The 19,870-nt window shown below is 69.3% G+C and carries 20 protein-coding genes and 1 tRNA gene; 13 read left to right on the top strand and 8 right to left on the bottom strand.

Annotation, left to right across the window (positions count from 1 at the left end; genetic code table 11):
- Positions 1–27: 27 nt before the first annotated feature.
- Together VPH61_RS03130 and VPH61_RS03125 are read right to left on the bottom strand one after the other, a co-directional pair.
- On the bottom strand, positions 28–1,005 hold the full coding sequence (locus VPH61_RS03130) for a DNA topoisomerase IB (RefSeq protein WP_332062054.1): 978 nt from the start codon (positions 1,003–1,005) through the stop codon (positions 28–30).
- A 13-nt stretch (positions 1,006–1,018) separates the two neighbouring features.
- Positions 1,019–1,285: a DUF7218 family protein gene (locus VPH61_RS03125; RefSeq protein WP_332062053.1), complete on the bottom strand. Its 267-nt coding sequence runs from the start codon at positions 1,283–1,285 to the stop codon at positions 1,019–1,021.
- Between the two features lie 248 nt (positions 1,286–1,533).
- Between VPH61_RS03125 and VPH61_RS03120 the strand changes: the two genes are divergently transcribed.
- Both VPH61_RS03120 and VPH61_RS03115 read left to right on the top strand, forming a co-directional pair.
- Positions 1,534–1,698 (top strand): hypothetical protein, encoded by a 165-nt coding sequence (locus tag VPH61_RS03120; protein ID WP_179551906.1) that lies wholly within the window; start codon positions 1,534–1,536, stop codon positions 1,696–1,698.
- A gap of 73 nt (positions 1,699–1,771) precedes the next feature.
- A complete protein-coding gene (locus tag VPH61_RS03115; RefSeq protein ID WP_332062052.1) occupies positions 1,772–2,164 on the top strand; it encodes a DUF7882 family protein in 393 nt (130 codons plus the stop codon).
- Between the two features lie 8 nt (positions 2,165–2,172).
- Here the strand turns inward: VPH61_RS03115 and VPH61_RS03110 are convergent, their stop codons facing one another.
- Positions 2,173–2,709, bottom strand: coding sequence for an SRPBCC family protein (locus VPH61_RS03110; protein ID WP_332062051.1), 537 nt, complete (start codon positions 2,707–2,709; stop codon positions 2,173–2,175).
- Between the two features lie 112 nt (positions 2,710–2,821).
- Here VPH61_RS03110 and VPH61_RS03105 point away from each other — a divergent pair, with 112 nt between their 5' ends.
- Positions 2,822–3,031 carry a hypothetical protein gene (locus VPH61_RS03105; protein WP_332062050.1) on the top strand — a complete coding sequence of 70 codons (210 nt, stop codon included), beginning with the start codon at positions 2,822–2,824 and terminating at the stop codon, positions 3,029–3,031.
- A gap of 86 nt (positions 3,032–3,117) precedes the next feature.
- On the top strand, positions 3,118–4,293 hold the full coding sequence (locus VPH61_RS03100; RefSeq protein ID WP_332062049.1) for an alcohol dehydrogenase catalytic domain-containing protein: 1,176 nt from the start codon (positions 3,118–3,120) through the stop codon (positions 4,291–4,293).
- A 420-nt stretch (positions 4,294–4,713) separates the two neighbouring features.
- On the opposite strand, the gene VPH61_RS03095 is transcribed toward VPH61_RS03100, so the two are convergent.
- On the bottom strand, positions 4,714–5,421 hold the full coding sequence (locus VPH61_RS03095; protein WP_332062048.1) for a DUF6766 family protein: 708 nt from the start codon (positions 5,419–5,421) through the stop codon (positions 4,714–4,716).
- 127 nt (positions 5,422–5,548) lie between these two features.
- Here VPH61_RS03095 and VPH61_RS03090 point away from each other — a divergent pair, with 127 nt between their 5' ends.
- The 9 genes from VPH61_RS03090 to VPH61_RS03050 all read left to right on the top strand — a co-directional run bounded on the left by VPH61_RS03090 (position 5,549) and on the right by VPH61_RS03050 (position 14,534).
- Positions 5,549–6,568, top strand: a complete 1,020-nt coding sequence (locus VPH61_RS03090) for a LacI family DNA-binding transcriptional regulator (protein ID WP_332062047.1) — start codon at positions 5,549–5,551, stop codon at positions 6,566–6,568.
- Between the two features lie 179 nt (positions 6,569–6,747).
- Complete coding sequence (locus VPH61_RS03085) at positions 6,748–8,421, top strand: glycoside hydrolase family 13 protein (protein ID WP_332062523.1); 1,674 nt, start codon at positions 6,748–6,750, stop codon at positions 8,419–8,421.
- Positions 8,422–8,501: 80 nt separating this feature from the next.
- Positions 8,502–9,860, top strand: coding sequence for an ABC transporter substrate-binding protein (locus VPH61_RS03080; protein ID WP_332062046.1), 1,359 nt, complete (start codon positions 8,502–8,504; stop codon positions 9,858–9,860).
- Positions 9,861–10,047: 187 nt separating this feature from the next.
- A complete protein-coding gene (locus tag VPH61_RS03075; protein ID WP_332062045.1) occupies positions 10,048–11,028 on the top strand; it encodes a carbohydrate ABC transporter permease in 981 nt (326 codons plus the stop codon).
- Complete coding sequence (locus VPH61_RS03070; RefSeq protein WP_332062044.1) at positions 11,025–11,990, top strand: carbohydrate ABC transporter permease; 966 nt, start codon at positions 11,025–11,027, stop codon at positions 11,988–11,990. Before VPH61_RS03075 ends, VPH61_RS03070 begins: the two co-directional genes overlap by 4 nt.
- Before the next feature lie 57 nt (positions 11,991–12,047).
- Positions 12,048–12,446: an MmcQ/YjbR family DNA-binding protein gene (locus tag VPH61_RS03065; protein ID WP_332062043.1), complete on the top strand. Its 399-nt coding sequence runs from the start codon at positions 12,048–12,050 to the stop codon at positions 12,444–12,446.
- A gap of 86 nt (positions 12,447–12,532) precedes the next feature.
- A tRNA-Arg gene (locus VPH61_RS03060) sits at positions 12,533–12,605 on the top strand.
- A 209-nt stretch (positions 12,606–12,814) separates the two neighbouring features.
- Entirely contained in the window at positions 12,815–14,278 is a 1,464-nt protein-coding gene (locus tag VPH61_RS03055; protein ID WP_332062042.1) for a DUF998 domain-containing protein, read from the top strand.
- Positions 14,241–14,534 (top strand): GNAT family N-acetyltransferase, encoded by a 294-nt coding sequence (locus VPH61_RS03050; RefSeq protein WP_332062041.1) that lies wholly within the window; start codon positions 14,241–14,243, stop codon positions 14,532–14,534. Before VPH61_RS03055 ends, VPH61_RS03050 begins: the two co-directional genes overlap by 38 nt.
- Before the next feature lie 297 nt (positions 14,535–14,831).
- Here the strand turns inward: VPH61_RS03050 and VPH61_RS03045 are convergent, their stop codons facing one another.
- From VPH61_RS03045 to VPH61_RS03030, 4 genes are all read right to left on the bottom strand, one after another.
- A complete protein-coding gene (locus tag VPH61_RS03045; RefSeq protein WP_332062040.1) occupies positions 14,832–16,124 on the bottom strand; it encodes an APC family permease in 1,293 nt (430 codons plus the stop codon).
- An 80-nt stretch (positions 16,125–16,204) separates the two neighbouring features.
- The gene (locus tag VPH61_RS03040; protein WP_332062039.1) at positions 16,205–17,560 is read right to left on the bottom strand and encodes a M20/M25/M40 family metallo-hydrolase; all 1,356 of its coding nucleotides are present in this window, start codon (positions 17,558–17,560) and stop codon (positions 16,205–16,207) included.
- Positions 17,561–17,632: 72 nt separating this feature from the next.
- The gene (locus tag VPH61_RS03035; RefSeq protein WP_332062038.1) at positions 17,633–19,084 is read right to left on the bottom strand and encodes an anaerobic C4-dicarboxylate transporter family protein; all 1,452 of its coding nucleotides are present in this window, start codon (positions 19,082–19,084) and stop codon (positions 17,633–17,635) included.
- A gap of 110 nt (positions 19,085–19,194) precedes the next feature.
- Positions 19,195–19,638: a MarR family winged helix-turn-helix transcriptional regulator gene (locus VPH61_RS03030; protein WP_332062037.1), complete on the bottom strand. Its 444-nt coding sequence runs from the start codon at positions 19,636–19,638 to the stop codon at positions 19,195–19,197.
- Between the last annotated feature and the right edge of the window lie 232 nt (positions 19,639–19,870).

Below are 19,870 nucleotides of genomic sequence, written 5' to 3'. Positions count from 1 at the left end.
GCGTCGGCCCTGGATCCGGCGCCGGCGTCAGGCTCCGCTCACTCGATCGAGCAGCTCGATCAGTCGCGCCTCGCGATCGGCACCGGATGCCACGACCAGCCCCTGCTCGTAGGCGACGAGCACGCGGGGGTCGACGTAACTGCCGCGGGCGATCGCGGGCGTGTTGCCGAGCGTGCGCGCGGCCTCCTCGATCGCGTCGCGGACGGCCGCCTTCCGCGCACGCGCGGTGCCCTCCGGACCGATGCCCGCCAGGTGCTCGGCGGTCGTCATCGTGCCGCGGAGCGTGCGGAAGTCCTTCGCGGTGAAGTCGCCCCCGGTGCGCTCGCGGATGTCGTCGTTCACGTCGACGGGCGCGGCCGCGCGCACCGAGCGACCGACGGGCCACGCGTAGAGACGGCCGGCGGGCGAGCGCTCGCCTGCGCGCTCGATGAACCCGGCCAACGCGGCATCCGAGATTCGCAGGTCTTGCGCGATGCCGCCTTTCGCGCGGAACCGAAACCGCACGACGTCCTCGTCCTCGAGCCTGGCGTTGCGCACCAGCAGGGTCGTCAGGCCGCGGCTGCGGAAGCCGGCGAGCGATTCCTCCGAGCCGATTCGGATGCCGCCGAGGTCGAGCGTGCGGAAGGCGGCCGCGAGCACGCGCTGACGGGTGAGCTCGCGCTCCGCGAGGTCGCGGGCGACGCTCCGGCGAGCCGAGGGCAGGGCGGAGGCGAGCGCGGTCATGCGCTCGAACTTCTCGGCGTCCTGTCGTTCGCGCCACACCGGGTGATAGAGGTACTGGTGCCTCCCGGCGGCGTCCACGCCGACCGCGAGGATGTGGGCGTTCGCCGCATCCGAGATCCAGACGTCCTCCCACGCCGGGGGGATCGCGAGTTCGGTGATGCGGGCTCGCTCGGCCCGGCCGGGGCTGCCGCCCGTGCTGTGCACGTAGCCGAATCCGCGGCCGCGCCGCACCCTCGTGAACCCCGGGGAGAGGTAGGGCTCGACCCGTTTGAGACGCGGCACGGCCGGGGTGCCGTCAGTGGTTGCGGAGCGCTGAGATGAGTTCGGACTTGCGCTTGCCGCTGTAGCCGCTGAGCCCCAGCTCCTTCGCCCGCTTGCGGAGGGCGTCGACCGTCCAGTCCTCGTAGTCGCCGTGCTTGCCGCCCTTGCGCCCGACGGCGCTGCGACCCTGCTTGGCGGCGGCGTTCGAGATGCGAGCCGCCTTCTCCTTCGATGCGCCGTCCTCCCGGAGCTCCTCGTAGAGTTCGGGGTCCTTCAGTGATGCGTTCCTGCGTCCGGGCATGTCGGGTGCTCCTCTCGTCGAGTTCCGCGAGTCACGCTACGCCCGGTCGGTGCGCCGGGGGAGGGGATTGACACGCGCACGCGCAAGTAGCAGTCGGCGAGAGCAGGGGTCAACCCCTGGCCGCCGGTGACGGCTGGGCAATAGCGTCGAGGGACGAGGCGTATCCCCGCCTCGCGGTTCTGCCCATCGGGCCGGAACCACTCGCCGCTCTCGTCGATGACGAGAGCGGAACAACTGAAGGAGAGATCATGAACATCCTCGTCGCCATCATCGCCGTCGCCGCCGTGGTACTGCTCATCACCGGCGGAGCCGTCCCTGCACTCAACTTCCTGATCTGGGTCGGCGTCGTTCTCGCGGTCATCGCGCTCATCGTGTTCCTCGTTCGCTTCATCGGCGGGAACCGCACGGTCTGACCGCCACATCGACTCTTGGAACGGGCGGCCCTCGGGCCGCCCGTTCCGCGTGTCGACGCCGTATGATGGGCGGGTGGGAACCCTGTACTACGGCGACTCCGGTACTCCGATCGGCATCGAAGACCGCGCACTCGCCCATCTGAAGGTCGCTATCACGACGAAGCTTCGCCGCGGCGAGTCCTTCACGCTGTCATGGCAGCACGCTGATGACCAGCCGCGGGGCCGGAGCACGCTCTGGCTTCACCCCAGCATTCCGCTGCGCTTCGTGTTCGACGAACCGGTCGCACCCGAGCTGAGCCGCCAGTGGATCGAGGACCTGATGCGTTCGGCGAACAGCACCGGAGGCATCCGCCTGGTTGCCGAGCAACTCGACACCGATGCGATTCCGACCCCACCCGGTCAGCCGGTGCAGATCGGCGTCGACGTGCAGCAGGTCGAGCCCGACGGCGCGTCGGTCGGAGCCTAGAGGGGCGCCTACGGGCGCAGGTCCGGGTCGGTTCCCATCACGGTGTCGTCCGACCGCGGCGCGCCGGGCGCGAGGTCGCTCGCCGAATCTCCGCCGTGGATCTCTCCGCGCCAGGCGCCGGTGGCGCGATGCCGGTCCTCGACGAAGTCCTTGAACCGCTCGAGGTCGCGCTTCACCTGCATGTCGTCGAGTTGCAGGGCGGCTCCCGCCTTCTCGACGAAGCCCTCGGGCTCCCACTCGATCTCGAGGTCGATGCGGGTGCGGTCGGCCTCTACGGGGGTGAACTCGACGCGTCCGCGGTGCACCACCTCGCCGATCGAAGACCAGGCGACGTGGTCGTCGGGCACCTGGTCGCCGATCTCGGCGTCGAACTCGCGCTTCACGCCGCCGATCGAGACGACCCAGTGCGTGAGCGAGTCATCGATCTGACGCACCTCCTCAACGCCGCCGAGGAACTCGGGGAAGGACTCGAACTGCGTCCACTGGTCGTACGCGGTGCGCACGGGAACGTCGGCCTCGGTCGAGGCCGTCAGGGTCGTGGTCATGATCTGCTCCTCCTGTTCCGGACGCGCTCGCGTCCGTCGTCAACGCTAGGCACGCCGCTCCGCGACGCGCGAGGGGCTTGTCGCTCGGAGGAGCACCTGCTAGACGGGAGGTATGAGCACTGGACGCACCGAGTCGAACATCGAGGCCTGGTGGCCGCACCTGTCGATCGCGGCCAAGCATCGGCTGCTGGCCGACCTGGATGCCCCGATCGATGATGCGACCGGGCAGGAGATCGAATCCATCACGGGCCAGACGTCACCGCGTCGGCTGACCTCCGACGAGGCGGACTTCATCCGCACGCAGATCGAACAGGTCGACTGAGCCGCAGCCGCAGCCGCAGCCGCAGCCGCAGCCGCAGCCTGTCAAGCCCCTGCACGTACGGGCGCGCGGCGACTAGGAACGGTTGCATGAGAGCAGTCACCTGGCATTCAGCTCGGTCCGTCGAGGTCTCCGAGGTCGCCGACCCGACATTGATCGAACCGACCGATGCGATCGTGCGGGTGACGTCGACCGCGATCTGCGGGTCGGACCTGCACCTCTACGACGTCTTCGGTCCGTTCATGCACCGCGGCGACATCCTCGGCCATGAGGCGATGGGCGTCGTCGAGGCGGTCGGTTCGGCGGTGCGGCGCGTGCAGGAGGGCGACCGGGTGATCGTCCCGTTCGTGATCGCGTGCGGCACCTGTCACATGTGCGCCCGCGGGTTGAGCACCCAGTGCGAGACCACCCAGAACACGGATCACGGCACGGGCGCCATGCTGTACGGGTACACCGAGCTCTACGGACGGGTGCCCGGCGGCCAGGCCGAGTACCTGCGCGCGCGCCTCGTCGACGCGAACGCCCTCGTGGTGGGCCGCGACTTGCCCGACGAGCGGTACCTCTTCCTCACCGACGTGCTGCCGACGGCCTGGCAGGCGGTGCGGTACGCCGGCGTGCCGCCCGGCGGATCGCTCGCGGTGCTCGGACTCGGGCCGATCGGCCAGATGGTCGTGCGGATCGCCGTGCACGAAGGGGTGCGGGTGATCGCCGTGGATCCGGTCGTCGAGCGCCGACTGATGGCGGAGCGGTACGGCGCCGCCGTGCTCGACCTCGACGACGATGTCCTCGAGCGCATCCGCGAGAGCACCCGCGGGCGCGGCGCGGATGCGGTCGTCGATGCGGTCGGCCTCGAAGCGCACGGCAACCCTGCCGCGGCGTTCGCGCAGAACGCGGTCGGCGTGCTGCCCAGCGGTCTCGCCAAGCCCGTCATGACGAAGGCCGGCATCGACCGCCTCGCGGCCCTGCACCTCGCCATCGAGGCGGTGCGGCGCGGCGGCACGGTCTCGGTCGTGGGGGTCTACGCGGGCAACCTCGACCCGATGCCCATGATGACCATCTTCGACAAACAGCTGACGATGCGATTCGGCCAGGCGAACGTGCAGCACTGGCTGCCCGAGCTGCTGCCGCTCGCCGAGGCCGAAGCCGACCCGCTCGGCCTCGAAGACCTCGCCACGCATCGGGTGCCGCTGGCGCGCGCACCCGAGATGTACGAGATGTTCAAGGCGAAGTCGGCCGGCTGCATCAAGGTCGTGCTGAAGCCCTGAAGCCCTGAAGCCCTGAAGCCCTGAAGCCCTGCGGCGGCGCGTCGCTCAGATCACATGCCCGTCGGGATCGAGCGGGTCGTTGCGTTCCATCCCCGGCTTGTGGGCATCGAGCGGATCATCACTCGGAAGCTCGGCGTCGGGATCGCTGAGCGACGGGCCTTCGGCGCTCGGGGGAGGAAGGTCCCGGAGCAGGCGCCGGCGTGCGGCGTCTTCGGGAAATGCAGGCTCTGGTCGGTCGGGTTCGGTGCGGGCTTCGGCGATCCGCGGTCGCGGCTCACCCATGAGGTGCTCCTTTCGTGGGAACGCGGAGTTGGAGGCATCCGCTCGCCTCACGGTAGGCGCACGCGTCTTCAGGCCGACAGGGGGTTGACCGCGTCGGGTCGAGTGCTCAACCGGCCGCGCCGACGAGGCCGGCCGGCCTCATGCGCCCGTCTCGTGGTGCGGCGTCGCCACCGGCTTCGACTCCGGCGAGCCCCGCTGCCGGAGGTAAACGGATGCCCCGACGATCGCGGCGACGGCGAGGAACTCGCTCTGCCAGTTCTGCAGCGACTCGAACCAGAACTGCGAGGTGCCCATGTACTCGATGACCCCCACAGGCGGCAGGCCGTGCTGGGCCTGCTCCTCGGAGTACGCCTCGGCGCCGCCGACCGCGTGGAACCAGAACGAGAGTGCGAACAGCACGAAGAAGAAGATCGCGAGCGAGTTCTCGTAGAGCACGAGCCAGACGCCGCCGCGGCGCACCGGCCACGGGGTGTCGGCCGTGACGGGCGCATGGCGCGGGTCGTCGTCCTGCTCGGTGTGCTCGCCGATCGGCTTGGACTCCGACGAGCCCTTCTGGAACAGGAAGATCGTGAGCACCACGTAGGCGCCCATCTGCAGGAACTCCGACTCCCAGTTCTCGAAGGTGGCCTCGATGAAGTGGCCGGAACGCAGGTACTCGCTGAACGGGATCGCGGACGCCCCGTGCTCGAGCTGCTCCTCGTTGTAGACGAGTACGCCCGTCAACGCCATGCCGGCGAGGCAGAGCACGAAGATCGCCATGCAGACGAGGAACAGGGCATGTTCGTGCAGCCAGCGCCCTGCGGTCGAAGCCGGCACCGGGCGCGTCTCCGCGCTGGTCTTCGTCATGTTCGCCTCCTCCGAAGGGTGCTTCGATCGTGACCCGCTTCGCAAGCCGGCGGCAAGGGCTTGACACCGCCCACTGGCCGGCAGACGGGCTGTCGAGTTCTTGCGTCACCTCCCGTAACATGACGGCATGTCGAGAAGACTCGCGGATGTCGCGCGCAAGGTCGGAGTCAGCGAAGCCACCGTGAGCCGCGTGCTGAACGGCAAGCCGGGCGTCTCGGCGTCGACGCGCGACGCGGTGCTCACCGCCCTCGACGTGCTCGGCTACGAGCGGCCGACGAAGCTCCGCGGCGAGCGGGCCAGGCTCGTGGGCCTCGTGATGCCCGAGCTGCAGAACCCGATCTTCCCCGCGCTCGCCGAGGCGATCGGGGGCGGCCTCGCGCAGAACGGCTACACGCCCGTGCTCTGCATCCAGACCGCCGGCGGCATCTCCGAGTCCGACTACGTCGAGCTCCTCCTGCACCAGCAGGTGTCGGGCGTGATCTTCGCGGGCGGCGCCTACGCCCAGGCCGACGTGAACCACGACCACTACGAACGCCTTCGCGAACTGAAGCTGCCGACCGTGCTCGTGAACGCCCCGATCGACGGCCTCGACTTCGCGACGGTCTCGTGCGACGACGCGACCTCGATGGAGCAGGCGTTCGGCCATCTCGTGCAGCTGGGGCACGAGCGCATCGGCATCCTGCTCGGCCCGAACGATCATGTACCGTCGCAGCGCAAGCACGCGGCCGCCCTGCGCATGGCGGAGCGGCACGGCCTCGAGCTCGGCGACGACCGCATCGTGCACTCGCTCTACTCGCTCGAGTCGGGCCAGACGGCCGCGACCAAGCTGCTCGCCGCGGGCGTCACCGGCATCGTCTGCGCGAGCGACCCGATGGCGCTCGGCGCCGTCCGCGCGGTGCGGCGAGCGGGGCTCCGCGTACCCGACGACGTCTCGGTGATCGGCTACGACGACTCCGCGCTCATGAACTGCACCGAGCCGCCGCTGACCACCGTGCGCCAGCCGATCGAAGCGATGGGCAAGATGATCATCGAGCTGCTCATGCGCCAGATGTCGAGCGACCGGGCGATCGGCGACGAGGTCTTCTTCGCGCCCGAGCTCGTCGTGCGCGGGTCGACCGCGCCGGTCAGGCGCAGCCCCGTGGGTTGAGAACCCGCAAATGCGGGCAAGCGGATGCCGCAATTCCATGCAAATCATCGCAAACAGATGTCGATTTGTTGAATAGTTGCATCATTCTGTTGCTCTCATTACGTTGACGGTCAATGACGCCGTCGTCCCTCGACACGGCGTGCCCGCCCCGTCGACACGAGGAGACGCACCGCGTGACCATGCACCTCACGGATGCCGCTTCGGCCGCCACCGCCCCCTCGGCCGGTGTGTCCGACCCGCTCTGGTGGCGGAGCGCGGTGATCTACCAGGTCTACGTGCGCAGCTTCGCCGACTCCGACGGCGACGGCACCGGTGACCTCCGCGGAGTGCGGAGCCGCCTCGGCTACCTGAAGGAGCTCGGCGTCGACGCTCTCTGGTTCAACCCGTGGTACCCGTCGCCACTCGCAGACGGCGGCTACGACGTCAGCGACTACCGCGACATCCACCCGGCCTTCGGCACCCTCGAAGACGCCGAGCTGCTCATCGCCGATGCGCTCGCCCTCGGCATTCGCACGATCATCGACGTCGTTCCGAACCACGTCTCGAGCGAGCACCCCTGGTTCCAGGCCGCCCTCGCCGCCGGGCCGGGTTCGCCGGAGCGGGAGCGGTTCTGGTTCCACCCGGGCAAGGGGGCGAACGGCGACCTGATGCCCACCAACTGGGTGTCGAACTTCCAGGGCGACACGTGGACCCGCACGACGAACCCCGACGGCACGCCGGGCGAGTGGTACCTGCACCTCTTCACCCCCGAGCAGCCCGACCTGAACTGGAACCACCCCGACGTGCGCCGCGAGCACGAGGAGATCCTGCGGTTCTGGTTCGACCGCGGCGTCGCCGGCGTGCGCATCGACTCCGCCGGGCTCCTCATCAAGGACCCGGCGCTGCCCGAGGTGCCCACCGAGGTCGCGCCCGGTCAGCACCCCACCGAGGACCGCGACGAGGTGCACGAGGTCTATCGCTCGTGGCGGCGCATCGCCGACTCCTACGAGGGCACCCGAGTGCTCGTCGGCGAGGTCTGGGTGCCGGATGCCGCCCGCTTCGCGGCCTACCTCCGCCCCGATGAGATGCACACCGCGTTCAACTTCGACTTCATGTCGCGCCCGTGGGACGCCGCCGAGCTCCGCGGATCGATCGACCTGATGCTCGCCGCCCACGCCCCGGTCGGCGCTCCGAGCACGTGGGTGCTCTCGAACCACGACGTCACGCGGCCGGTCACGCGATACGGCCGCGAGGACTCGGGCTTCGCGTTCGCGAGAAAGCGCTTCGGCACCCCGACCGACCTCGGCCTCGGGGTGCGTCGCGCGCGCGCCGCCGCATTGCTGACGGCCGCGCTGCCCGGCTCGCTCTACCTCTACCAGGGCGACGAACTCGGCCTCCCCGAAGCCGAACTGCCGCGCGAGGTGCTCGAGGACCCGATGCACTTCCGCTCGGGCGGCGCCGACCCGGGTCGTGACGGATGCCGCGTGCCCCTGCCCTGGCGCGGCACCGAGGCGCCGTTCGGATTCAGCCCCGCCGAAGCATCCGGTCGCCCGTGGCTGCCGCAGCCCGCCGACTGGGCCGCGCTCACCGTGCAGGCGCAGGAGGCAGACCCGGCTTCGATGCTCTGGCTCTACCGGCAGGCGCTGCGGCTGCGCAAGCGCGAGTCCGCCCTCGGCGACGGCCCGCTGACCTGGCTCGACAGTGCTCCGGGCGTCTTGGCATTCCGCCGGGGCGACACCTTCACGAGCGTCACGAACCTCGGCGGCGAACCCGTCGCGCTGCCCGAACACGACAGCATCCTGCTCGCGAGCACCCCGCTCGCCGACGGGCTGCTGCCACCAGACTCCACGGCCTGGCTCCACCGGAGCGCCTGACCGTCGAGGCCACGGCGAGCGCCATGCCGCGGCACGAACCCAGCACTCACACCTGAACACAGCACCGAAAGGACTGGACAATGAAGTCACCACGCAAGGTCGTGATCGCCGGCATCGCCGCGTTCGCGATGGTCGGCGCCCTCGCCGCCTGCAGCTCGGGAGGCAGCGACAGCGGCACGACCGAACTGCGGGTCGCGACGTTCCCGCCCGGGGCCGACCAGGCCGCCTACGACGCCTTCGCCGAACAGGAGAAGCAGTTCGAGAAGCTCAACCCCGACATCGACATCATCGGCGTCGAGTACGAGTGGGAGGGGCCGACCTTCGCCGTGCAACTCGCCGGCGGCAGCCTGCCAGACGTCTTCACCGTGCCCTTCACCGACTCCAAGACGTTGCTCGAGAACGGCCAGCTCATGGACGTGACCGACGAGATCGAGGAGCTCGGGTACACCGACAGCTTCAACCCCGTGATCCTCGACGGCGTCACCGACGCCGACGGCCGCATCTTCGGGTTCCCGCGCCAGGCGTACGCCATGGGCCTGCACTACAACCGCACCCTGTTCGAGGAGGCCGGCCTCGACCCCGACAGCCCGCCCACCACGTGGGACGAGGTGCGGGCCGCCGCGAAGACGATCTCCGAGAAGACCGGCAAGGCCGGCTACATGCAGATGACGCAGAACAACACGGGCGGCTGGCAGCTCACCGCATCCACGGTCGCGCGCGGCGGCAGCACCCAGACCGACAACGGCGACGGCACCTACACCTCGACGATCGCGAACGACGGTACGAAGGCGGCGCTCGAGTTCCTGCAGCAGCTGCGGTGGGAGGACGACTCGCTCGGCTCGAACTTCCTGCTCGACTGGGGCAGCATCAACCAGGAGTTCGCGGCCGGCAACATCGGCATGTACACGACGGGTTCCGACATCTACACGGCGCTCGTGCGCGACTTCTCACTGAACCCCGACGACTACGGACTCACGGTCATCCCGGTCGAGAACGAGGGCGGCACCCTCGGCGGCGGCGACATCGCCGTCGTGAGTCCCACGGTCGACGACGAGACGAAAGCTGCGGCGATCACCTGGATCGACTGGTTCTACATGCAGAAGCTCCTCACCGAGGAGGCCGCCGTGCTCGACGCGAAGACACTCGCCGAGAGCGATCAGGCCGTCGGCACCCCGCTGCTGCCGGTGCTGAACCGTGAGGCCTACGAGCAGTCGCTCGTCTGGATCGAGCCGTACATCAACGTGCCGCGCGACCAGATGACCCCGTTCATCGAGGGCATCTGGGAGCAGACGCCGGTGGGCGAGCCGAAGGGCAAGACGCAGGAGATCTACGCGCTCCTCGACCCCGTGGTGCAGGCCGTGCTCACCGACCAGAACGCCGACATCGACGCGCTGCTCGCGCAGGCCGACGAAGAGGCGCAGGCGCTGCTCGACGAGTAGCGGTCGTTCACCGACCGTGGGTTGAGGAGGGAGCGCAGCGACCGTCTCGAAACCGCGACACGAACGTGGAGCGGGTTGAGGAGGGAGCGCAGCGACCGTCTCGAAACCCTCGCCCCGAGAGGCTTCGAGACGTGTCCTCCTTCGTCGGGCACTCCTCAACCCGCGAGTCGATCAACAAAGGAACCAGATGACCCTCACCGCGAAACCGCCCGCTGCGGCCCCTCCCGCCAACGAGGGCGCAGCGCCCGCGGCATCCGCTCACCGCAAGCGCCCTCGAAACCTCCGCACCTGGGTGCGCGGCGGTGGCCTCTCGACCCTCGCCTTCCTCGCGCCGATGCTCATCGTGTTCGGCCTCTTCAGCTGGTCGCCGATCGTGCGGTCGATCGTCATGAGCTTCCAGGAGACGAACCTGCTCGACGCGCCGACCTGGGTCGGCCTCGACAACTTCGCCGCCGTGCTGAGCGACCCGCTGCTCGGCACTGCCGTGCTCAACACGCTGTACTTCGCGGCGCTCGCGCTGCTCTTCGGGTTCCCGCTGCCGATCCTCGTCGCCGTGCTCATGAGCGAGGTGCGGCGCGGCAAGGGGTTCTACAGCGCACTCGCGTACCTGCCGGTCGTCGTGCCGCCGGTCGTCGCGGTGCTGCTCTGGAAGGTCTTCTACGACGCGAGCCCCACCGGCCTCTTCAATACGGTGCTCGGCTGGTTCGGCGTTCCGGCTCAGCCGTGGCTGCAGTCGTCGGCGACCGCGATGCCGTCCCTCGTGCTCGAGGCGACCTGGGCCGGGGCCGGCGGCGCGATCATCATCTACCTTGCGGCACTCCTCGCCGTGCCGCCCGAGCTCTACGACGCGGCCGAGGTCGACGGCGCGTCGATCTGGCACAAGATCTGGCACGTGACGCTGCCGCAGCTCCGCGGCATCCTCTTCATCATGCTGATCCTGCAGGTCATCGCGACCGCGCAGGTCTTCCTCGAGCCCTACCTCTTCACCGGCGGCGGCCCGAACAACGCGACCGTGACGATCCTGCTCCTCATCTATCGCTACGCCTTCCAGAACAGCCTCGGCGGCGACTACGGCGAGGCGACCGCGCTCAGCGTGATGCTCGCGGTCGTGCTGGCGCTCCTCAGCTGGCTGTACTTCAAGCTCACCGACCGCTGGAGCACGTCATGACGACAGCGCCCTCCGCACGAGACATCCGTCTGCCTCGGCTCTCGCCGAAGGCTCGCAAGGCCAGGCGCTTCGACGACGAGTCGCGCGATCGCGGCATCGTCTCGAACTTCGACGGCCGGAAGCGCGGCGTCCGGCTCGGAATGGGCACCGCGCACTTCGTGCTCTTCATCGGCCTCGTGATCGCCGGACTCGGTCCGCTCCTCTGGCTCGCGAAGTCGGCCGTGACGCCGACGCAGGACACGCTGCGCCAGCCGCTCGCGCTCTGGCCGAACGGCATCGACTGGCAGAACCTGCAGGCGGCGTGGGTCGAGGTGCACATCGACCAGTTCTTCTGGAACACGATCGTGATCGCGGCGGGCTCCTGGTTCTTCCAGCTGCTCGTGGCGACGACCGCGGGCTACGCGCTGTCGGTGCTTCGGCCCAGATACGCGCCGATCCTGAACGGGGCGATCCTCGTGACGCTCTTCATCCCGGCGGTGGTGCTGCTCGTGCCGCTCTACCTGACGATCGTGAACCCGCCGCTGCCGGGCGACGTGTCGCTGCTCAACAATTACCTCGCGGTCTGGCTGCCGGCTGCGGCGAACGCGTTCAACATCCTGCTCGTGAAGCGCTTCTTCGACGCACTGCCGCGCGAGGTGTTCGAGGCGGCTCGCACCGACGGCGCCGGGCCGTTCCGTCTCTTCTGGTCGATCGTGCTGCCGATGTCGAAGCCCATCCTCGGTGTCGTCTCGGTGTTCGCGATCATCGCCGCGTGGAAGGACTTCCTCTGGCCGATGCTCGTGCTGCCGAACCCCGCGGTGCAGCCGCTCTCGGTGCGGCTCCCCGCCGTGCAGGGCTCGATCGAGCTCGACGTGTTCCTCGCGGCGCTCGCGATCTCGACGCTCATCCCGGTCGTGCTGTTCCTGCTCTTCCAGGGAGTGTTCCTCCGGTCGGCGGGGCTCGGGGGAGCGGTCAAGGGCTGACGGGCAGCGGATGCCGCGGCTCGCGCGGTGTCGTCGGTGGGGCGTAGCTTGGGCTTCGTGGAGCATCCCCGAGTCGTCGACCCGCGGCATCCGCTCGTCGAGCGCGTGCGCGCCGTATGCCTCGCGCTGCCCGAGGCCGTCGAGGTCGAGGCGTGGGGCCGGCCGACGTTCCGTGCCGCGAAGCCGATCTTCGTGCACGTGAGCGCCTCGATGGATCGGCCGCTCTCGATCGTGCTGAAGACCGACCCCGACGAGCATCACGCCCTCGTGCACGACGACCAGTTCTTCGGCCCGCCCTATTACGACCGCGATCACTGGGTGGGTGTCGACCTCGATCGGCCCGGCACCGACTGGCAGCTCCTCGCCGAACTCATCGAGACCTCGTACCGCCAGGTGGCGAACCGTCGGCAGCTCGCCGCGCTCGATGCGCTGCGGCCCGAGCACGCCGACCGGTGAGGCGGCCCTCGATTGGCGAGATCTGAGCGCGTGCGTTAGAGTTACGTGGTTGCCTGATCGCGAAGGATGCGCAGGTGACATCGACTGCGCCCGTAGCTCAACGGATAGAGCATCTGACTACGGATCAGAAGGTTGGGGGTTCGAATCCCTCCGGGCGCACACTGGTTGAGACAGTGAAGAGAACGGCTCGCGAAAGCGGGCCGTTTTCGTTTTCCCAGGGTGTTCCTCGCTGTGCACCCGCTTCATGACCGCGATCGTTTTGCTGAGAGTCTGCTGGGTATCGGCGTGGGCGACACGACACGAAGGTGACTCACGAGCGCGCCGCCGGTTAGGCTCGCCACATCTGATTCTGGGGATCGAGTTCGGATATGGGTGCGTTCGCCGGGGCCGACTCCGAGCTGAACCGGATCCTCGTCGTACCGACACGTGCGACGGGCGCCGGAGCCGCCGAACGTGTGGGGCGCGTTCGGCTCGCCGCCATGCGTTCGCGGCCGTTGGCCTCCCACGTGCGCCGGGTCTACGCGCTGCTCATCGCGGCGGCCGTCTCGATCGTGCTCTATCGCGCGCTCGACCCGCGATTCCCTGCCGCCGGCGGCTCGCACGTGGTCGACGTCGTCTGGGTGGTGCCGGCGCTCGCCGGCGGGGCAGCTGTCGGTGCGTGCCTCGTCGTGGCCTCGGCATCGAGCAACGCGATCGCCGAGCTCGCACGACTCGGGCTACCGGCGCTGCGCGTCGAATCGCGGGCGATCGCCAACGGCCTGACCTGGGCGGCGATCGCGCTGCTCGCCGTGCACTTCACCGCCACCGCGTTCGACGGGTTCCCCGGCGGGCACGAGGCCTTCGGGTTCCTCCTCGCCGCGGTGTTCGGCCTCGGCACGTTCCGCCTGCACCGCGGCGCGATCGAGCACGAGGCGTATCGCACGTTCAATCTCGTGGCGATGCTGCTCGCCGCCGGCAGCCTCGCGAGCATGAGCATCACCCCGACCGGCGAGTGGTGGACCCACAACTTCAGCACCCTCGGCACCTCGAACGACCTGGCCGCCGCGTGCTTCAACGTCGCGATCATCGTGTCGGGATTCGGCATGGCCGGCCTCTCGACGCTGCTCACCCGCTCGCTCGCGGCCGGGCCGTTCGCGCTCCGACCCGGCGCGGGCACCGTGATGCGGGTGCTCATCGCCCTCGTCGGCCTGAACCTCATGGGCGTCGGGCTCGTGCCGATCGACACCGACACCGACCTGCACAACACCTTCGCCGTCGGGGCCGCCGCGGCGTTCGCGATCCTGTGCCTCGGCGTGCAGCTCTTCGCACCGGGCATCCCGCGCTGGTTCGCCCGGTTCTCGTATCTCTCGCTCGCCGTCGAGGTGGCGGCGATGGTGGCCTACGACGGGCTCGGCGTGTTCAACCTGACCGTCTTCGAGCTTGTGGCCTTCACGCTCGTGTTCGCCTGGCTGATCGCGCTCGTCGTCGCCACCGTGCACGAGCACGGCGAGCGCCCGGCGGATGCCGCGGCGCCCGTGCGCGGCATCCGTCGCTGTCTCTCCCGGCCTGTCAGCCCGGCCCGGCGCTCGACCGAGCCGCTCGATGTCGCTCGGCGCCGATGCCGAGCCTCCGCCGTTCGCGACCGCAGGCTCACCCTGCCGCCGGGCACGCGCTGCGACGGCCGACGGCTGCGCCACGTCGTGCCCGAGAGGACCGTGCGGCTGCGAGCCATCCCGGCGCCGGCGCTCACGCGCAGGAGGCGAGGCCTGCGGCGCTTCCGGCGCATCGGCAGAGACGGTCGAGTAGAGTCGCGCCATGGCCACCGACATCGTCGAAATCGTCCGCAACGATGACCGTCACCGCTACGACCTCACCTTCGGGGGCGAGCGAGCGGGTTTCGCGCAGTATCGTCTCGAAGACGGGGTGATCGTCTTCACGCACACCGTGGTGCTGCCCGAGTTCGAGGGGCGCGGCCTCGGCAGCAAGCTCGCGCGAACGGCGCTCGACGATGCCGTCGCGCGCGGCGAGCGCATCGTGCCCGAGTGCCCGTTCATCGCCGCCTACCTTCGCAAGCACGATGAGTACGAGGCATCCGTCGACTGGCCCTGATCGTCGGCTTGCCGCCCACGAGCCCATGCCGGCTCCTGCCGATGGGAGCGTTCTCACCCCCCAATCGGGGCAGTATGCACCGGGCGGCCGGGCGGATACGATTCGACCAGACCCGAGTCGACCCCTGTGCCGACCTGTTCGTGCTGACCCCCGCGAGCAGAGCGATCGAGACTTTCCCGATCGCCGGGACAAGCTCGCCGGGCTCAGTTCGGGTCGCTCGGCGGGAGTGGTCTCCCTTGGAGACCGCGGTGGGGCGGGAGGTAGGGTTCCCGCCCCACCGTCCCCGCCGCCGTCGGCTCATCCCCGATCGGGCTCCCGGTCAGGGCTGCGGCTCGGGCTGTTCGAACGTCGCGCTGCGGCCTTCCAGATGAAGTCCACGGCGATCGCGAGCACGATGATGCCGACGAGGGCGAACGCCGTCGCCGGCTCGTCGACGAGCGTCGTGGTGCAGAAGATGATGAAGGTGCCGAGCGTCGCCACCAGCGCGATGACGAGCACGATGATGCTCGCGCCGGTCTCGCGGTACAGCCGGAAGTGGGCGACCGTGACGGCGGAGAACACCAGCAGGGCGACGGCGCTGCCGATCGAGGCGATCTTGTTCAGGTCGAACCCGATCACGAGCACGCTCGCGAGCACCGCCATGACGACGAGCCCGACCGGGAAGCGCCCGACCGAGCGGCTGAACATCGGCGGGAACTGCCCGACGGACGCGAGGTGTTGCGTCATGCCGATCGACGGGTAGAGACCTGCGTTCACCGCACCCGTCGTGGAGAAGAGCGCCGTGATCACCATGAGCACGTACCCGGCCTGGCCGAGCGCCGGCTTCGCGGCCTCGGCGAGTGCCGTCGTGCCGTACTCCACCACCTGGTCGGCGGTGAGCGTGCCGAAGACGCCGATCGAGACGGCGACGTAGATCGTCGTCGCAATGGCGAGCGCCAGGTAGATCGCTTTCGGGAGCTGACGGGCGGGATTCGGCAGGTCCTTCGCGGTGAAGGTGATCACACCGAACCCCAGGAAGGCGAAGAAGGTGAGGGCGACGCTCGCCACGATCTCCTTCGCCGCGGGGTAGCCGGCGGGGGCGAGCAGGGAGAGGTCGATGTTCGCGATCGTGACGGCCGCGAACACGACGAGGATGCCGAGCACGATGATCACGATGACCGATTGCACCCGAGCGACGGCGCTGGCGCCGACGGTGTTCAGCACCGACATCACGACGATCAGCGCCACCGCGAGCACCTTGCCCCAGGTCTCATCGCCGCCGGCGACGACGGAGGTCGCGTAGCCGCCGAACGAGGTGGCGATCATCGCGACCACGATGGAGCCGGCGGTGAAGAAGAGCCAGGAGCCGATGCCCGTGAGGTGGCCCTCGCCGAGGCCGCGGGAGAGATAGGTCAGGATGCCTCCGCCCGACGGGTACTTCGCCCCGAGCTTCGCGAAGGAGTAGCCCTGGAGTCCGGCGATGATGCCGGCGATGAGGAACGACACCCAGACGGCGGAACCGGCGACCGCTCCCGCCGCGCCGAGCAGGGCGAAGATGCCGGCGCCGACCATCGAGCCGACCCCGATGAAGGTCGCCTGGAGCACGGTCATCCGTTTCTCGGACTGCGGAACGGACACGAGCACCTCGCCTTCGCCGTGCCCGGCCGCCGAATGACGACCGGGCGGTTCGATCAGGATCGTTCGGCCGCCGCCAGCCCTTGGATGAACAGGGTCTGCGCGGCGATCATCCGTTCGATCTCGCCGGGGTCGACCGATTCGTCGGACGCGTGGATGCGGGATTGCGCGGTGTCCTCCGCGCCCCAGAGCACGATCGCCGAGCCCGGGGCGACCTTCTGGAGCGACGCCACGAGCGGGATCGATGCACCGCTGCCGATCGACTCGACGGGTGCGTCGTAGGCCGCCTCGAGCGCGGCCTCCGCAGCCACGATCGCGGGATGGGAGGAGTCGACGGCGAACGGATGCCCCGTCTTCACCTTCTCGACCTCGACCTCGCAGTTCCAGGGCCGCTGGGCGCGGAGATGCGCCATGAGCGCGTCGAGCTGCGCGTCCGCGTCGGCGCCGGGCACGATGCGCATCGACAGCTTCGCCGTCACGGAGGGCAGCAGCACGTTCGACGCCTCGGCGGTGTTCGGCAGGTCCATGCCGAGTACCGTCACCGAGGGCTTGGCCCAGATGCGGTCGGAGAGCGAGCCGGTGCCGAGGTAGTCGACGCCCGGCAGCACCGCCGAGCCCTCCCGGTAGACGTCCTCCTCCATGTCGGCTCCGCTCCAGTGGCCGCTGTCGACGCCGGGGATGACGGTGTCGCCGTGCTCGTCGTGGAGCGTGTCGAGGATGCGGATCATCGCCGTCATGGCGTCGGGGGCCGCGCCGCCGAACATGCCCGAGTGCACGGGATTGCCGAGCGTGCGCACGGTCACGGTGCATGCGACATCCCCTCGGAGCGCGGTCGTGAGACCAGGCCGCCCGACGCGCTGCGGACCGATGTCGGCGATGACGTACGCGTCGGCGGCGAAGAGCTCGGGGTTCGCCTCGACGAACGCCTCGAGGTGGGAGATCGTCTCCTCCTCGCCCTCGACGAGGATCTTCAGGTTGCACGGCCGGTCGGCTCCGAGGAGCTTCAGGGTGCCGTAGTGGATGACGAGGCCCGACTTGTCGTCGGCGGCGCCGCGGCCGTACATGCGACCGTCGTCCTTGGTCACCGGCTCGAACGGATCGGTCGACCAGCCCTGACTCTCGGCGGCGGGCTGCACGTCGTAGTGGGCGTAGAGCAGCACGGTCGGCGAGCCCTCGGGGCCGGGGAGGTCGGCGTAGACGCACGGATAGCCGTCGGGCACGTCGAGCAGCTTCACGCCGGTGGCCCCCGCCGCCTCGAAGAGCTCGACGACGGCCGCTCCCATGCGGTGCACGGGCTCGGGGTCGAACCCGGGGAACGCGACGGATGGGATGCGCACGAGCGTCTCGAGACGGTCGAGTACCTCCGGCATCAACTGCGCGGCGGCGGACTTCACGTCTGCGGCGTCGGTCATGGGTTCCTCCTCGGCTGGATGGTCGGATGCTTCGGGCACTTGGTGATCGCGCGCTGATGGCGCGATGCCGATTCAGGCGGGCACGACGAGCTGGATCAGGAGGCCGGCCCCGACCACGGCGGCCCACGACACGAGCATCGGGATCGTGAACGAATGCCAGATCGGCACCTGCGTCAGCTTCGTCGAGCCCGTCAGGTCGGTCTCGACGGCGGCGATCTGCGATCCGTTGGCCGGGAACAGCCACACGCCGATGAGTGACGGCCACATCGCCGTGATGACGCCCGGGGCGAGCCCGGCGGCGAGGGCGATCGGGATCATCGTGTTCGTCGTGGCCGACTGGCTCGTGGTGAGACCGCAGACGACGAACAGCGCGACGGCGAGCAGCAGCGGGTTGGCCTCGATCATCGCGCCGAGCGGCTCGATGATCGTCTCCTCGTTAGCCGAGATGAAGGTGTCGGCCATCCACGCGATGCCGAACAGCGCGACGGCGGCGACGAAGCCGGCCCGCAGCAGCGGCTGCTCGACAACGAGCGACGGCTTGACCTTGCGCACGAGGATGATGACGAGGGCCACCGAGAACATGATCATCTCGATGATGGTCGACATGCCGAGCGGCACGAGTTCGCCGGCCTCGTCGGGGAAGGCGGGACGCAGGCCCGGGAAGAGGCCGAGCAGCACGATCAGCAGGGTGCCGGTGACGAAGATCCACGCGGCGGTGGCGCCGCCCGGGGGCACGGGGTGTTCGATGCGTGCTGGCGGAACGTCGGCCGCCGGGGCAGCCGAGCTGCCGGTCGCAGCGGCAGTCGACGTGCCCGTGCCGCCGGCCGTCACGGCAGCGCCCCCGACCTTGGCCTCGTAGCGGGCCTTCAGCGCGGCGGGCACCTCGACGGTGCCGTCGGCGACGCGCTTCAGGAACACGGGGTCGTCGAGCAGGTCCTTGCCCACGCGCTGCTGCACGAGGGAGGTGACGATGCAGGCGACGATCGCCGCCGGCACCGTGATGAGGAGGATCTGCGGCAGTCCGTAGCCGGTGCCGTCCATGAGCACGAGGTAGGCCGCCATGGCCGCCGACACCGGGCTGGCGGTGATGCCGAGGCCCGAGGTGACGGTCGACGCGGCGAGGGCCCGCTCGGGGCGCTGTCCGTTGCGGTACGCCGTCTCGTAGATCACGGGGATCAGTGCGAAGAAGATGTTCGAGGTGCCCGAGAGCACGGTGAAGACGAACGCCACGAGCGGTGCGACGTAGGTGAGTCGCTTCGGATTGCGCTGGATGATCTTCGACGCGATCGCCACGAGGTAGTCGATGCCGCCGGCCGCCTGCATCGCCGACGACGCCGTGATGACCGCGATGATGATGAAGAATGCATCGATCGGGATGGCGCCCGGTGGCAGCTGGAAGACGAACACGAGGATCACCGTGCCGACGACGCCCCAGAGACCCAGGCCGATACCGCCGGTCCGGACTCCGAGCACGATCGCCCCGATGACCACGCAGGCTTGCAGAATGACGAGCACGATGTCCATGACTTCCCCCCAGGAACCCAGCCAGACCCACTCTGTAGGCTGAGAGTAGCGCTGAGGGGGACTGCTCGTCTATGGCGAGTTTCTCCGCGCGTTCGCGCGGATCGGCCGGGTCAGGCCTGATCGGCCTCGACGCGCAGCCGGTTGCAGAGCTCGGCGAGCGTGCGGAGTTCGTCATCGGACAGGCTGTCGCCGAACTGGCGGTTGATCGCGTCCATGTGCGTGATCGCGACGCGACGGAAGAGGTCGAACCCCTCGTCGGTCATCGCGACGATCGTGCCGCGGCCGTCGCGCGGGTCGGGCAGTTTCGCGACGAGCCCGCGCGCGGTGAGCCGGTCGACGAGGCGGCTCACACTCGGCTGGGTGATGAGCACGTTCTGGTTCAGGTCTTTGAGACGCAGGCGTCGGCCCGGCGCCCGGGTGATGTTGAAGAGCACGTCGTACTCGTTGAGCGAGATGACGTCGCTCGGGAACTCGGCCGCGAGGGCCCGCATGATCGAGACCTGGGCGCGGAACAGCGATTCCCATGCGGCCACCGTGATCGCGCGATCTGCCATGCGGGGTCCTTCCGATTGTGGGCTGATCCCACAATAGAGAACCGCGGCGTTGCACGCCTTCGACAGTTTGCGTCGGAATCGGTTGAGCGCTTCGACGCTCACCCTCTGGAATCGGTTGAGGGCCGGTCGTAGAGGCTGACGGCGCTGGGCGCTGCCCCTCTGGAATCGGTTGAGGGCCGGTCGTAGAGGCTGACGGCGCTGGGCGCTGCCCCTCTGGAATCGGTTGAGGGCC

This window comes from Agromyces sp. CCNWLW203 (assembly GCF_036576125.1).
Classification (GTDB): domain Bacteria; phylum Actinomycetota; class Actinomycetes; order Actinomycetales; family Microbacteriaceae; genus Agromyces.
The sequence above is the reverse complement of the archived record's forward strand: the minus strand, read 5'-3'. Positions and strand labels throughout refer to the sequence as shown.